Source organism: Mycobacterium sp. 050128, from assembly GCF_036409155.1.
In the GTDB taxonomy this organism is placed as follows: Bacteria; Actinomycetota; Actinomycetes; order Mycobacteriales; family Mycobacteriaceae; genus Mycobacterium.
In genome coordinates this window covers 309,777-323,561 of the sequence record NZ_JAZGLW010000002.1, presented here as the reverse complement: position 1 = coordinate 323,561, position 13,785 = coordinate 309,777, and the positions used below count along the sequence as shown (strand labels likewise).

Below are 13,785 nucleotides of genomic sequence, written 5' to 3'. Positions count from 1 at the left end.
TACCTAGTCGACGCCGACAGCTTCGATGATGTTCAGGCGCGCCGCGCGTCGGGCCGGCGGCACCGAGCCGAGCAGGCTGATCGCCAACGCGCCGGCGGTAAAGGCGAGGGCGATCCAACTCGGATGGAACGTGACGCGGAAGTTCATCATGTCGCCGCTGACCAGACTGAACAGCCACTGGTCCGCGCATCCGAACACCAGCCCCAAAACACCGCCCACAAAACCGATTCCGGCCGCCTCGGCCAGCACCATCCGCAGCGTGAACCGTCGGCTGGATCCCATTGCCCGCAGCACACCGATTTCGCGTCGGCGTTCGAGCACGGAAAGCGTCAGCGTGTTGAGCAGCGCGACGGCGGCGACCAGCACGACGATGATCCAGACGGCGTTGGCGATGAACATGCTCTGATGCATCGGCGCTTCAAGCCCCGCCAGCTCTGCGTTGCCGTCATAGACGTAGATCGGCGCCGGCACCGCCGCGCGGACATCGGCTAAGAGGCGATGCGGATCCACGCCCGGGGTCGCGGCGATCTGCAGCGTCGTCGCGATTGGACGGTCGAACCACGCCCGCATCCGATCCAGACTCAATCCCAAGGTGCCGATGACCGTCGAGAAATAGGGCACCAGGCCCAGCACCGTCGCCTGCTGGACGCCGTGCGGGGTCTGCATCCGGAGTTGGTCGCCGACCCGAACGTGCAAGGTCTTGCCCAGATTCTGCGAGAGCACCACCCCGCGACCGGCCAGCACATCGTCGCGCACTTGCCGGTCCAGCGCCCGGTACAGCGGATCGGCGGTCCCGGCGGAGAACCCGTCGAGCATCACCCGGGTGCCCCCGACCTCGGCGAATCCGTACGAACCCTCGGTGACATGCGCGACGCCCGGAACGGCGGCCAATTTCTCGGAAAGTCCTTGCGGTAGCGAGTCAGTCGGGTAGCTGTCCGGAGGATTCGCGGTCACCCACACCGGGGTCTGCGCCACCGGTGCGAAAATGCTCCGCGCGGATCGGATCATGTCGTTGTTCGTGCCGGTGATCGTGACGGTCGTGATGACCGCGATCACCACCGTCATTACCGTCGCCCACACCCGTCGCGGTGCACGCTCGATGGTGGCCGCGGCAAGGGCACCGACGGTGCCGAATATCCGCGCGGTAGTGGCCGCGGCGTTGACGATCGGCATGGTGAGCGCGAAACCCAGTGCGACTTCAGCAGAGAACACGGCCGACATCGCGACGAACGCCAACACGCCGCGCTGGGTGACGACGACCGCGATCGACACGGCGAAGACGGCAATGGCCCCGACACCGCACACGACCCGCAGCCAGTGCGGTACGCGGTCGGCCGCTGACACTCCGACCGGTGCCAATGCCTCGATCGGTGCGACCTTGTACACCTGCCGCGCAGCCATCGCCGAGGCCACCACGCTGGTGAGTGCGGTCGTCACGACGGCGATCGGTATCGCGTAGCCGGGTAGCCAGTATTCGATGCGGGCTTCGAGTCCCTGCGTCATGGCCGGTGGCAGACGGCCAATCGCGATGCGGCCCAGCAGGATTCCGATGGCCGAGCCGATGCCGCCGCCGATCACCCCGAGTATCGCCGCTTCCGCGAGCATGTCGCGCACGATGACGGTACGCCGGCCCCCGATCGCGCGCAGCATCGAGATGACCGGCCGGCGCTGGGTGATCGCCATGGTCATCGTGGTGTAGATCAAGAACGCGCCGACCATCAACGCCACCATCGCACCCATCAGGGCCATGTAGTTCATCAGCTTGACACCGTCGCCGGCCCGGGTAGCCCGCATACTCGGGTCGGCGACGATGGCCCGACCGTTCACCGCCGCACTGACGCCCGCGCGAACCTGGCTCAGGTCGGCTCCGGGTTTCATCGTGATCAGGATAGAGTCGAGCTGACCCTGGCGCCCGGTGATGTTCTGCGCCAAAGCAAGTGGCGCCAGGACGTAATGCCCGCCGTTGAGAGCTGCGACCTCTTTGCCGGCGAGTACCTCGGTCACCGTGACCGAGCCCGAACCGACTTGGAACGTCTCGCCTTTGGCACGACCGATTCCCGGACCGATGCGGACCCCGTTCGCAGGCCCGGGTGGATTCGCTTGTTGTTCTGGCGCAACAGTTGTCAACGCGTTCTTCAGAGCCCCGCCCAGCGCTGCCAGGCGATCGTCGGCGCCGAACAGCAGCACCGGCCCCGAGGAGGTGGAAACCGTCGTCCGGATCATGGGCGCGGCGGTCGCCACGCCGGGCACCGCGGCGACGTCGGCGGCGAGCGCGCCGGGAAACCCCGCGTCGGTGATCCCGGAGACCTCCAGCGAGGCGATGCCGGCGATCCCGTCGCTGAGTCGATTGACCGATCCGGTGATTGACCCGAAGATGCCGAATACCGCCACCAAATACATTGCGGAGACGGCCATTACCGCGATCGAAGCGAATGTGCGCCGCCGGTGCACGGCCAGCTCGCGCAGGCTGAACACGCGCAGCCGGCTCGCCGTGGCACTGATCGCCGAAGCCGGTCTCACACCAAAACCGCGGATCGCTCGTTGGACACGACGCGCCCGTCGGCCAGCATGATCACCCGATCGGTTGCCTGGGCTGCTTCGGGGTTGTGAGTCACCATCACCACCAGCCGGCCGCGTCCGGGTTCGTGCGCGACGTCGCCGAGCAGCGTCAATATCGAAGCGCCCGTGGTGGAGTCGAGGTTTCCGGTGGGTTCGTCGGCCAGGATCAACGGTTGGTCCATCATCAGCGCCCGCGCCACCGCGACGCGCTGCATCTGGCCACCCGACAGTTCCGCCGGCCGGTGCTCGGTCCGGTGGCCGAGGCCCACCCGCTCTAGCAGACGAATCGCATCCGGTTTGGCCTTACCCAGCCGCACGCCGTCGAGCAGCTTCGGGACGGCGACGTTCTCCCACGCGGACAACGTCGGTAGGAGATTGAAGAACTGGAAGATGAAGCCGACGCGATGATGGCGAAATTGTGACTGCTGTTGGTCATTGAGGCGCCCGATCTCGTCGCCGTCGAATTCGATCGACCCGGAATCGGGGGAGTCCAGCGCGCCGAGCAAATGCAGCAACGTGCTCTTGCCGGCACCCGAAGGCCCGACCATCGAGACGAATTGCCCACCCTCGAGCCGCAAGCTGATCTTGTCGAGCGCGCGGACGGTTTGTCCGCCAATCCGGTATTCCCGCACCACATCACGCAGTTCGATGGTCAGCAGCTGGTGCTTGGGTCCATCGCAGGTGTCGACTCGTCTGAACATGATCCTCCTGCGCCTCCGCACGTAATCAGCGCGCGTCTGCCGCTAACCGCACGGCGCCCAAGGCGCTGGTACCCGGTTAACGAGACCCAACCGTGACGGGTTCAGCCCGGGGTTCGGGATGCGGAGGTGCCGTCCGCCGCGGCGAGTTGAATACCGTGGCGGTATGTCATCGAAATTTAACCAAGAGCGTTTGCTCGGGGTGTAGCCCCGCATTTTTCAACTACCTAAACTCCAAGGGGTTCGGGGGGTTTTCGAAGGTCACTAGTCGAGCAGGCGGCTATGGAACGACTGAGCGGGCTGGATGCGTTTTTTCTCTATTTGGAGACGCCGACCCAGCCATTGAATGTGTGTTGCGTGTTGGAGTTGGACACGTCGACCATGCCGGGGGGCTACAGCTACGCCGGGTTTCGCGCCGCGTTAGCGAAGAGCATCGCGGCGGTGCCGGAGTTCCGGATGAAACTCGTCGACCACCAGCTGAATTTCGATCACCCCGTGTGGGTGGACGACGATAAGTTCCAGCTCGAGCACCATTTGCAGCACGTCGGTGTCCCGGCGCCCGGGGGGCGCCGGGAGCTGGCCGAGATCTGCGGGTATATCGCCGGGCTGCCGCTGGATCGGGATCGACCGCTCTGGGAGATGTGGGTGTTGCAGGGCGGCGCCAACAGTGACGCGGTCGTGATGATGCTCAAGGTGCATCATGCGCTGGTCGACGGCGTCGTGGGTGCCAATTTGCTGGCCCACCTGTGCAGCGCGGAACCCGATGCGCCGGCCCCGAAGGCGGTCACCGGTGCGGGCGGCGGTAACCCCGTGCGGATCGCCGTGAGCGGACTGATGGGCTTTGCCCGCCGGCCCTTGCGGTTGGCGACCGTGGTGCCCTCGACCATGTTGACGTTGGCGCAGACCGTGCTGCGGGCGCGCGACGGCCGCACGATGGCCGCGCCGTTCTCGGCCCCGTCGTCCCCGCTCAACGGTCGCGTAACGCGCTACCGCAACGTCGCGTACACGCAGCTGGACATGCGCGACGTCAAGCGAGTCAAGGACCGCTTCGGGGTGACCGTCAACGACGTCGTCGTGGCGTTGTGCGCCGGGGCGTTGCGGCGTTTCCTGCTCGAGCGCGGTGAGCTGCCCGACAACCCGCTGGTGGCCGCCGTGCCGGTGTCTGTGCACGGCAAGTCCGATCGCCCCGGGCGCAACCAGACCACCTGGATGTTCTGCCGGGTGGAAAGCCAAATCAGTGATCCGGCCGAACGGATCCGCGCGATCGCGGTTGGAAACAAGGCCGCCAAAGAGCACACCGCGGCTCTGGGTCCAACCCTCCTGCACGACTGGACGCAGTTCGGCGGCCCGACGATGTTCGGTGCCGCGATGCGCGTGCTGCCGCACCTTCCGATCAACCGCAGCGCGTTCAATCTGGTGTTGTCGAACGTGCCGGGCCCGCAGGACCAACTGTATTTCCTGGGGTGCCGCGTCGACACGATCTACCCGCTCGGGCCGATCATCGGCGACGCCGGGCTCAACATCACCGTGATGTCGCTCAACGGAGAACTCGGCATCGGCCTGATCGGCTGCCCGGACCTGTTGCCCGACCTGTGGGGCATGGCCGACGCGTTTCCCGATGCGCTCAAAGAGCTGCTGGAGTGCCGCGATAGCCAGGTCGACGACAGCTACTCGCCGGATGCCTGAGGCCGCGAGTGCATCGTCGGTAGCCGGCCACCGGTAGACAGGGCATCGTTACGTCCACTCCGTCGACAATGTCGCACGTTACGTGTGTGTCCGAAGGCACTGCGGCCTACGCTGGCTGCGAACCGCAGGAGGGTCTTTGACAATGGAACCGAACCAGCTCGACCCCGTCGCCAGCGAACGTCTCTCGCATGCCGGGAAGCTATGGACTTCTGACCTTTCGATCAACGAGTTCGCGCTGCTGCATGGCGCCGGATTCGAGCCGATGGAACTCGTGATGGGGGTCTCCGTCTACCACGTCGGCTATCAGTTCACCGGCATCCGGCAGCAGTCGGAGTTGCCCGTGCTGACCGACGCGACCTACCGGGCGCGCTGGAATGCGATGTCGCGCATGCAGGCCGAAGCCGATGCGCTGGGCGCCGATGGCGTGGTCGGGGTCCGGCTCGATTGGCGTCATCAAGGCGAAGGCGAACACCTCGAATTCATCGCGGTCGGAACCGCCGTGCGATACGTCGCCAAGCCGGGAGCGTTTCGGAGGCCCAACGGGCAGGCATTCAGCAGCCACTTGTCCGGCCAGGATCTGACCACCCTGCTGCGTTCCGGGTTCGCGCCGGTCGCATTCGTGATGGGCAACTGTGTGTTTCACATCGCCGTGCAAGGCTTTCTGCGAACACTTGGTCAGGTCGGGCGCAACGCCGAGATGCCGCAGTGGACGCAGGGCAGCTACCAGGCGCGGGAGCTGGCCATGACGCGCATGCAGAGCGAGGCCGAGCGCGACGGTGCAAACGGCGTCGTGGGCGTGCATTTCGCCATCTCGAATTACGCCTGGGGACATCACACCGTTGAGTTCTACGTGGCGGGCACCGCGGTGCGCCGCAGTGGTGAGCCGCAGACCATCACACCGTCGTTCGTGCTGCCGATGAGTGATTGATGACGAGTTACGACCCTGAGCGCGCCAGCCGCGCGATCGGAGCGGCCCTGGCCGGACCCGGCGGCGTCGGACAAGTGATCACGGTGTTTTGCGGCGTTCCCGGCGTCATTCTGACGCCGGCCCGGCGCGGCCTTTTCCGGTCCGCGCCGCAGCGAGTCCAGATCGGCGACTGGCGCTACGAACTCACCGCCGACGGTCGACTGAGCGCCGGCCATATCGTCAATGGCATCGTGTTGGCCGAGGAGGTCTTGGCTGCCGGCATCGTCGGCCCGCACATCGCCCGCGCGCTGGGGCAGCTGGTGGGCCACTACGGGCCGACCATCATTCCCAACATCGACGCGGCCGTCGAGGTCCTCGAGGCGGCACCTCGCTACTGAGTGAATCGCTCTGCAGGACAATACGTTTCGCTCGTTAATGGCTGGACATAACAGCGCCCGGTCGCTTCCGGTCCGCTACGCTGCCGGTCCCGGGGGCGGGCCTGGGTGATGCGATGCCACCGGCGCAGGGGAGGGTGCCGGCGCGGCGGACGGTGCCGGCGTCGCCGTCGGCGCGGATGCTTGTCCCGGTGTCGGCGACGGGCTCGGTGCGGTGGCTTGGGCAATACGGTTCGCGGTGAAATCGGCCGCCTGATCGATCATCCCGGCCTGCTGGTACTGCCTATGCGCGGAGAAGTCACCAGAGCCGGCACAGATCGGGTCATTTGGCACACACAACTCGATAGCCTTCGGCGCGTACAACGGACCGATCGTGACCGGCGGCTGGTTGATCATGCTCATGAACTGGCTCGCCGGTTTCCCGAACAGCGCGACCGCGACAACGTGGTTGGCGATCTCGGCCGGCATGGGTTGCAGGTCCTGCCCCAGGCGTGCGTCCTCGGGCACCTGGTTCGCGGTGACGAAACCCATCACGGCCGCGCCCTGGGAATATCCGCCCAACACCATTTGGGTTTTCGGACAACTCGCCGCGGTCTGCTGGATATGAGCGCCCGCGTCGGTAATGCCGTCGACCGCTCGGGGAAAGCTCATGGTGGCCGGGTAATCGACCGGATACACGCTGAGCGACTTCGAACCGAGGCGCGCGCGCAGAGCATCGACGAAGCCCTCGCCGATGTCGCCGACTCCAGGCGCCTGGTCGGTGCCTCGGGCGAACACGACCTCGACATCGGGGCACGGTTCGGCGGACACAGCGGGAATGGGGGCGGTCAGCAGTGCCGCCCACGTGGACGTCGTAGCGGCACAAAGCAAAACGGGGAGGGCGTACGCCTTCACGCGTTGAATTTTGTCACATTTTCCCCATCAGCGCCTGCTGTGCATTTTCGCATCAACTGGCGTGTCGCCGCGGCGGGCCATCCGTCAGTTAAGTCTATGGGGCGCAGCTACTTCGGTGCGTCCTGCGCGCCGGAGTGGCGCCGGTGCAGAAACGCGCTGCCCGCACGAAGCACGCCACGAAACGCGTATACGGCCGCCACCACGCACAGCAGGATCAGCAGGATGAACATGGGTAACCAGTTGCCTCGGCTGTGGTCGACGCCCCACCAGACGATCGTGAAGAGCACCGCGCACAACATCACCACCACATCGCGCCAGTTGCCCTGGTACGACATCGCGGCCCGGCGCAATGCGCGGCTCCGGTTCGCGGAGTCGACCAAGTCGTCGACTCGGGCATCGATCGAGCGGCGCAGCGCGTCGCGTCTCTCGGTGGCCTCGGGTGGCAGGCGATCCAGCAGGTCCATGTCCTGCTGGATCAATTGCCGATAGTCGGGACCCCGGAATTGCACGGCCGCCAGCGCGAGTAAGACACCGCCGAAAGCGGGCGCGCTGTCCAACGCGAGCTGTCCCAGTCCGACCATCGTTACTCCTCCTTGTGCAGCTGATCCCGGATCAGGACGCCGCCGAGGGCCGCCGCCGGGCCCGCGGCTCGGGAGTCCGCAGCGGGTCGATTGCCTGGGCGATTTGCGGGTACGCGATGGCCGGTCCGATCCAGCGGACCAGGTAGCGTCGAAGATCGGCGCCGCTGCGCGCGGGCCGGCCGGGGTCCGCCAGGAACGAGTGCAGCAGCCGAAGGGTGAACTCGTTCAACTCGTCCAGGCCCGCGTCGTCGAAACCGTGTTGCTCCCAATCGATATCGAAGCGGTGCAGCATCGATCGCCCGAAGGCCAGCGCGGTATCCGACACGATGGAGATCGTTTGACCCCCGCGGTGGCGCTGATTCAGCACCAACTCCAGCTGATTGTCAGAAGCCAGCTGTTCGACGCAGAAGGCAAAACTCTCCGTCACCGCCAAGACGGGATCGGTGATGCCTTTGAGGTGGGCCGCCAGATGATCGAGGAAGCCGTCGGCCGATCGCATCGCGCTCGCCACCTGCAATGCCTGAGTCCCGGGGAAATACCTGTACACGGTCTGCCGGGTCACGCCCAGAGCGCGGGCGACGTCGGCGATCCGCATGGCCGAGCCGCGCTCGTCGATGATCTTGTCCGCCGCATCCAGGATCCGCTCGATCGCCTCCTCATCGGAGCCAGGGGTGTTCCCGGCCCAACCGTGGCTGCGCATCGTTAGTGGGCGGCAAACAGGTCGTCGGTGCTCATCACCGCTAGATCATATCGTCGCAGCTAGATGATCGTTGCTGACGCGCTTAGCCGACCGGGAATCCGGGCCCGCGCTCCGATCAACCAATGACAAGACACTATCCGAGGTGTGTATGCTCACTGCAAATCAGGAGGCCGCAAGCATGCAGTACGACACCGTGATCATGAATGGACGCTGGTTCGACGGAACCGGCGCGCCATCGGCTGTCCGCAACATCGGGGTGCGCGACGGCCGCGTCGCCACCATCACCGACGGGGTAGTCGACACGACCGGCGCCGATGTCATCGACGCAACGGGGCAGTGGGTGATCCCCGGGATCATCGACATCCACACCCACTACGACATCGAAACACTCTGTGAACCAGCGCTTTCCGAGTCGCTGCGACACGGTGTCACGACGGTGCTACTGGGCTGCTGCTCGCTGTCCACCGTGTACCTGGAGAATGTCGACGCGGGCGACATCTTCGGCCGTGTCGAGGCGATTCCGCGGCGTTACGTCATCGAGCAGCTCGACAAGGCCCGGTCTTGGCGCAGTCCGAAGGAATATGTGGCCGCCCTCGAGGAGCTCAACCTGGGTCCCAACGTGGCCGCGTTCATCGGCCATTCCGATATGCGGGCCGCAACGATGGGACTCGACCGGGCGACCCGCAAGGACATCCGCCCGTCGGCGGCGGAACTGGCGCGAATGGAGTCGATGCTGACCGAAGCGCTCGACGAGGGCTTTGTCGGGATGTCCTCGCAGCAGTTGCTTTTCGACAAGCTCGACGGTGAGGTGTGCAGGTCGCGCACGCTGCCGTCGACCTACGCCACGTCACGCGAACTTCGTCGCCTCAACGCTATTCTGCGGCGGCGCAACAAAATCCTGCAGTCGGGTCCCGACATCAAGAATCCGCTGTCGATCTTCTCCCAGCTGGCGGCCTCGCTCGGGGTGGGTCGCCGTCGCCTCAAAACCAGTCTGCTGTCGGCCGCCGATGTGAAGGCCTTGCCACCGGTCATCTACCTGATGGAGGCTGCGGCGCGGGTCGTCAATCGACTTGGCGGTGACTTTCGCTGGCAGCATCTGCCGGTGCCGTTCGAAGTGTATGCCGACGGGATTTCGCTGGTGATCTTTGAAGAATTCGGCTCCGGCGCCGCCGCCCTGCATCTGCAGGACGAGCTTGCCCGCAACGAGTTGATGCGCGACGAGGACTACCGGCGCCAGTTCCGCAAGGACTACGACCAGAACTACGGGCCGCGAGTGTGGCATCGTGACTTCTTCGACGCCGACATTGTGGCGTGCCCGGATGAATCGGTGGTGGGCAAGTCCTTCGGGCAGGTCGGGCTCGATCGCGGAGGTCTGCATCCGGTCGACGCGTTCCTCGATCTGGTGCTCGAGCACGGCGAGGCGCTGCGCTGGCGTACCACGATCTCAAACCACCGGCCCGAGTTGCTCAAGAAGCTGGCGCAAAGCGCGAGCGTACAAATGGGGTTCTCCGACGCGGGCGCGCACCTGCGCAACATGGCGTTCTACAACTCCGGCTTGCGGCTGCTGCGGCACGTGAACGACGCGGCAAAGCGCGGCACACCGTTCCTGTCGATCGAGCGGGCGGTGCACCGGCTCACCGGCGAGCTCGGAGCCTGGTACGGCATCGACGCGGGCACCCTGCGAGAGGGCGACCGCGCCGACATTGTCGTGATCGACCCGGACAGGCTCGACGAATCGCTCGATGCGTATGCCGAGCACCCGGTCGAGTCCTATGGCGGCCTGTCGCGCATGGTGAACCGCAACGACGACACCGTCACGCACGTCTTCGTGTGCGGGCAACTCGTGTTCAACGTGGGACAGGCCTCGCCGGTGCTGGGCAAGCAGCGGTTCGGTCAGTTCTTGCGCGCCGGCAACTCAGCCCGGACGCTTACGCCGGCGGTCTAGCCGGATCCTGTTGCGGTCAAAAGGCTTTCGGACGATCAGGCGACCGACGCTCCCAAGATGAGGTTGACCGCCTCATCGAGTTGCCCGGCGATCTCCTCGTAGCTGACGAATCGCGCCGTCATCAGCGCGCCGGCGAACGTCATCTGCAGGGTGGTTTTCACCGTGCGGGGCCAGCCCGGGCCCAGCGCCGCGGCGATCCGCTTGGACACTTCTTCACCGATCTGTTCGCGCAGCGGCACGACGGCGGGATCGTCGGCCATCAAGGCCGCTCCGCAGGCGGCACTCAACTCGGGCTCGTCGGCGACGGCCACCGCCATGTCCCGCAGCGTCGCGCTCACCCTGGTCTTGGTGGTGTCGTTGACGTCGGTGTGCAACGGCAGCGCGCGCAGAAAACGTAGATAGACGGCGGCCACCAGGGCGCTCTTGGACGGGAAGTAGGTGTAGGCGCTGGCCGGCGATACCCCGGCGCGGGCGGCAACGGCCCGCATCGTCAGGTCGGCGTAGGACGATTCGCGGAGTTCCGCCAGACCGGCCTCGAGGACCTTGCGGATTGTTTGACCTGGCCGACGATCGGAGCGGCGGGCACCTGTGGCACCGGCCGCCGTCCGGGCAGCCGACGCCACTTCTCTAGACACCCGTCCAGTGTAGAAAAACGGAATACCCACGGCCAACTAGCCGAACCATGGCGATGAAACGTCGCGTTACTGCATCGACGACCTCTGTTTAGCTGCGCCAGAAGGCCCGCCGGCGTCGACCTGCCCGTCAAACGCAGACAGCTGTCCAGAAAGTTTGGCTCTTCGTTTGTCGTGCCACGCGAGTCGTAAGGTGACGGCTGTGACCCGGGAGGACCAGCGTCGTTGGGACGAGCGGTACACGAGTAAAGGACCACCGGCGCCGGACGCGGCGGTCGGGCCTCCCGGTGCCTTCGCCGCCTATGCGGACATTTTCCCGACGACCGGGCGCGCTCTCGACGTCGCCTGTGGCCCGGGATACGCCAGTGTCTGGCTGGCGCAGCGCGGGCTGGAGGTCGTCGGATTCGATGTTTCCGCGGTGGCCGTCGGCCAGGCCCGGGAACTGGCCCGGCACAGCAGTGTCGACGAGCGCTGCCGTTTCGGCGTAGTGGATCTCGACGACGGGTTGCCGGATGGACCACCCGTCGACGTGATCCTGTGCCACAAGTTCCGCGACCGCCGCCTCGACCAGGCTTTCATCGATCGCTTGGCGCCGGGCGGCCTGCTGGCCGCGGCGGCGCTCAGCGAGGTCGGGGCGCAACCGGGTCCGTTTCGCGCGACGCCCGGCGAACTCGCTGTGGCCTTCGGCGCACTGGACGTCATCGCCGCAGGCGAAGGGCAGGGCCTGGCCTGGCTACTGGCACGGGCTTGAGGTCCGCGAACTACCCCTGCGCGCGGCTCGATCGCCGGCGATGTTCGACCCGCCGCGTCGGTGTCGCGGTGCGTTGCGACGCCCCCGATTCGGTTCGCCCGGTATAGGCCTTCGCGGAGCGAGTGCCGCCCTGACGGCGCCGTTGGCCGCCGGCGTTCGCTCGGTGCTGCCGGGGCGGGCGCGATGGGGCAGCGGCGGGCGCCGGGGCCTGGTAGGGAGCGACCTCGCCGACGAGCGCTTGCACCGCCTGCGACGTCCCGGTCACCTGCTGAGGGGCGACCTTGATACCTGCCTTGCGCATCAATGCCTGTGTGTCGTGTCGCTGCTCGGGCAGGACCACGGTGACGACGTCACCGGCGCTGCCCGCCCGCGCCGTGCGTCCGGACCGGTGCAGATAAGACTTGTGCTCGGCGGGCGGGTCGATGTGCACGACGAGTTCAACCTCGTCGACGTGCACGCCGCGTGCCGCGATATCGGTTGCCACCAGCACCCGGGCGCCGCCCGAGGCGAACATCGCAAGGTTGCGCTCGCGGGCGGGCTGAGACAGGTTGCCGTGCAAGTCGACTGACGGAACTCCCGATTCGGTGAGCTGCTTGGCGAGCTTGCGGGCCTGATGCTTGGTGCGCATGAACAGAATCCGGCGCCCGGTGCCGGAAGCGAGCCGCTGCACAACTTCCTTCTTGGCTTCGGCGTTGGCGACGTGGAACACGTGATGCGTCATCTCGGATACCGGCGAGTCGGCACTGTCGACGGAGTGCGACACCTCATCGCGGAGGAACCGCTTGACGAGCTTGTCGACACCGTTGTCCAGGGTCGCCGAAAACAGCATGCGCTGACCGCCATTCGGCGTCGCGGCCAGGATTCGGGTGACGCCGGGCAGAAAGCCGAGATCGGCCATGTGATCGGCTTCGTCGATCACGGTGACCTCGACAGCATCGAGGCTGATCAGTCGCTGCTTCATCAGATCCTCGAGCCGGCCGGGGCAGGCCACCACGATGTCGACGCCGGATTTGAGGGCCACCACCTGGCGGTGTTGGGAGACCCCGCCGAAGATCGTCGTGACGCGCAGACCGCAGGCGGCTGCCAGCGGTTCGAGCGTCGCGCTGATCTGGCTCGCCAGCTCACGGGTGGGTGCGAGCACCAAACCCGATGGCCGCGAACGGCGGCGGCCGCCTTCGGAGAGTCGGCTCACCAGCGGAATCGAGAAGGCCAGCGTCTTACCGCTGCCCGTTTTCCCGCGGCCGAGTACGTCGCGGCCGGCCAGCGTGTCGGGCAGGGTAGCGATCTGGATCGGAAATGGATGTTCGATGCCGCGCTCCGCGAGCGTGCTGACGATTTGTCCGCGCACGCCGAGTTCGGCAAAGGTTTTGTCGGTAGTCACTTTTCGGTGCCTTTCAGGCATCGGTCATGCCGGACCGCCGGATGTAGCGCGCGGTTCTCAGCACAAGTTGGCGAGATTGCCGGAGGGCAAAATCGATCGCCGCGAGACAAGCTAGTGCGGATGCACGGTTCATCTGAACGTGGTGAGTTAACCCGAATTTCGGGGCGGCACCAGGTGGGATGAAGAAGCGTTCCACGACGTAGTTGACATCTAGCTGTGAGGCCAACGTTGCTGCCAGCATAGCGCACCCAAAGCACAACGACGAAAAAGCAGCCTGTGATGTGCGTCGCCGCGATCGATCAGGATTCGAGCCTGGCCCGCACCGCTGCCATGCGTTCTTCGAGTTCGGACTCATCGATCACACCACGCGCCAAGAGTGAATGAGCCAGCGCGACCAACCGGTTTTCCGGGTAGGGCAGGTCGGCGTAGACCGTCGCCGACAGGGTGTCCTCTTCGTTGCGCCGGTCCACGAAGCCGAGTACCTCTGGGCCACAAGCGCTTTGGTCAAGGGCATCGCAGATGCCGTCCAGGCTTGTCTTCCAGGGCGGCACTGCATTGTCGACGCCGTACTTCTCCGCCATTCGGGTCCAGACCTGGTTGCGTTCAACGATTTTCGCCAACGGCGCGATCCTGGAACGTTCGGAAGTGTTCACTTG

At 65.9% G+C, this 13,785-nt stretch carries 12 protein-coding genes and 1 pseudogene; 5 read left to right on the top strand and 8 right to left on the bottom strand.

The genetic code is table 11. The features are described from left to right. Positions 1–3 precede the first annotated feature (3 nt). Both SKC41_RS18930 and SKC41_RS18925 read right to left on the bottom strand, forming a co-directional pair. Entirely contained in the window at positions 4–2,520 is a 2,517-nt protein-coding gene (locus tag SKC41_RS18930; protein ID WP_330979218.1) for an ABC transporter permease, read from the bottom strand. After that, complete coding sequence (locus SKC41_RS18925; RefSeq protein ID WP_330979555.1) at positions 2,517–3,215, bottom strand: ABC transporter ATP-binding protein; 699 nt, start codon at positions 3,213–3,215, stop codon at positions 2,517–2,519. Before SKC41_RS18925 ends, SKC41_RS18930 begins: the two co-directional genes overlap by 4 nt. A 324-nt stretch (positions 3,216–3,539) precedes the next feature. Between SKC41_RS18925 and SKC41_RS18920 the strand changes: the two genes are divergently transcribed. The 3 genes from SKC41_RS18920 (at position 3,540) to SKC41_RS18910 (ending at position 6,248) form a co-directional block, all read left to right on the top strand. Further along, positions 3,540–4,943 carry a WS/DGAT/MGAT family O-acyltransferase gene (locus SKC41_RS18920; protein ID WP_330979217.1) on the top strand — a complete coding sequence of 468 codons (1,404 nt, stop codon included), beginning with the start codon at positions 3,540–3,542 and terminating at the stop codon, positions 4,941–4,943. A 142-nt stretch (positions 4,944–5,085) separates the two neighbouring features. Beyond that, positions 5,086–5,871 carry a heavy metal-binding domain-containing protein gene (locus tag SKC41_RS18915; protein WP_330979216.1) on the top strand — a complete coding sequence of 262 codons (786 nt, stop codon included), beginning with the start codon at positions 5,086–5,088 and terminating at the stop codon, positions 5,869–5,871. After that, a complete protein-coding gene (locus tag SKC41_RS18910; protein WP_330979215.1) occupies positions 5,871–6,248 on the top strand; it encodes a DUF5073 family protein in 378 nt (125 codons plus the stop codon). Before SKC41_RS18915 ends, SKC41_RS18910 begins: the two co-directional genes overlap by 1 nt. A gap of 222 nt (positions 6,249–6,470) precedes the next feature. Here the strand turns inward: SKC41_RS18910 and SKC41_RS18905 are convergent. From SKC41_RS18905 to SKC41_RS18895, 3 genes and pseudogenes are all read right to left on the bottom strand, one after another. Next, positions 6,471–7,139, bottom strand: a pseudogene (locus SKC41_RS18905) (cutinase family protein); the annotation flags it as partial. A 107-nt stretch (positions 7,140–7,246) separates the two neighbouring features. Then, positions 7,247–7,720 carry a hypothetical protein gene (locus SKC41_RS18900; RefSeq protein WP_330979214.1) on the bottom strand — a complete coding sequence of 158 codons (474 nt, stop codon included), beginning with the start codon at positions 7,718–7,720 and terminating at the stop codon, positions 7,247–7,249. A 31-nt stretch (positions 7,721–7,751) separates the two neighbouring features. Then, positions 7,752–8,420, bottom strand: coding sequence for a TetR/AcrR family transcriptional regulator (locus SKC41_RS18895; RefSeq protein WP_330979213.1), 669 nt, complete (start codon positions 8,418–8,420; stop codon positions 7,752–7,754). Positions 8,421–8,598: 178 nt separating this feature from the next. On the opposite strand from SKC41_RS18895, the gene SKC41_RS18890 reads away from it, so the two are divergent. Then, positions 8,599–10,365 (top strand): N-acyl-D-amino-acid deacylase family protein, encoded by a 1,767-nt coding sequence (locus SKC41_RS18890; protein WP_330979554.1) that lies wholly within the window; start codon positions 8,599–8,601, stop codon positions 10,363–10,365. A 35-nt stretch (positions 10,366–10,400) separates the two neighbouring features. Here the strand turns inward: SKC41_RS18890 and SKC41_RS18885 are convergent, their stop codons facing one another. Next, positions 10,401–11,000 (bottom strand): TetR/AcrR family transcriptional regulator, encoded by a 600-nt coding sequence (locus tag SKC41_RS18885; protein ID WP_330979212.1) that lies wholly within the window; start codon positions 10,998–11,000, stop codon positions 10,401–10,403. A 199-nt stretch (positions 11,001–11,199) separates the two neighbouring features. Between SKC41_RS18885 and SKC41_RS18880 the strand changes: the two genes are divergently transcribed. Continuing rightward, entirely contained in the window at positions 11,200–11,748 is a 549-nt protein-coding gene (locus SKC41_RS18880) for a class I SAM-dependent methyltransferase (protein WP_330979211.1), read from the top strand. A 10-nt stretch (positions 11,749–11,758) separates the two neighbouring features. Here the strand turns inward: SKC41_RS18880 and SKC41_RS18875 are convergent, their stop codons facing one another. Continuing rightward, positions 11,759–13,129 (bottom strand): DEAD/DEAH box helicase, encoded by a 1,371-nt coding sequence (locus SKC41_RS18875; protein ID WP_330979210.1) that lies wholly within the window; start codon positions 13,127–13,129, stop codon positions 11,759–11,761. A gap of 299 nt (positions 13,130–13,428) precedes the next feature. Then, positions 13,429–13,710 (bottom strand): thiocyanate hydrolase, encoded by a 282-nt coding sequence (locus SKC41_RS18870; RefSeq protein WP_330979553.1) that lies wholly within the window; start codon positions 13,708–13,710, stop codon positions 13,429–13,431. Between the last annotated feature and the right edge of the window lie 75 nt (positions 13,711–13,785).

Coding starts and splice junctions, on each gene's coding strand:
- SKC41_RS18895 (WP_330979213.1), bottom strand. CDS start 8,420: ATGCGCAGCCACGGTTGGGCCGGGAACACCCCTGGCTCCGATGAGGAG.
- SKC41_RS18915 (WP_330979216.1), top strand. CDS start 5,086: ATGGAACCGAACCAGCTCGACCCCGTCGCCAGCGAACGTCTCTCGCAT.
- SKC41_RS18920 (WP_330979217.1), top strand. CDS start 3,540: ATGGAACGACTGAGCGGGCTGGATGCGTTTTTTCTCTATTTGGAGACG.
- SKC41_RS18870 (WP_330979553.1), bottom strand. CDS start 13,710: ATGGCGGAGAAGTACGGCGTCGACAATGCAGTGCCGCCCTGGAAGACA.
- SKC41_RS18910 (WP_330979215.1), top strand. CDS start 5,871: ATGACGAGTTACGACCCTGAGCGCGCCAGCCGCGCGATCGGAGCGGCC.
- SKC41_RS18900 (WP_330979214.1), bottom strand. CDS start 7,720: ATGGTCGGACTGGGACAGCTCGCGTTGGACAGCGCGCCCGCTTTCGGC.
- SKC41_RS18890 (WP_330979554.1), top strand. CDS start 8,599: ATGCAGTACGACACCGTGATCATGAATGGACGCTGGTTCGACGGAACC.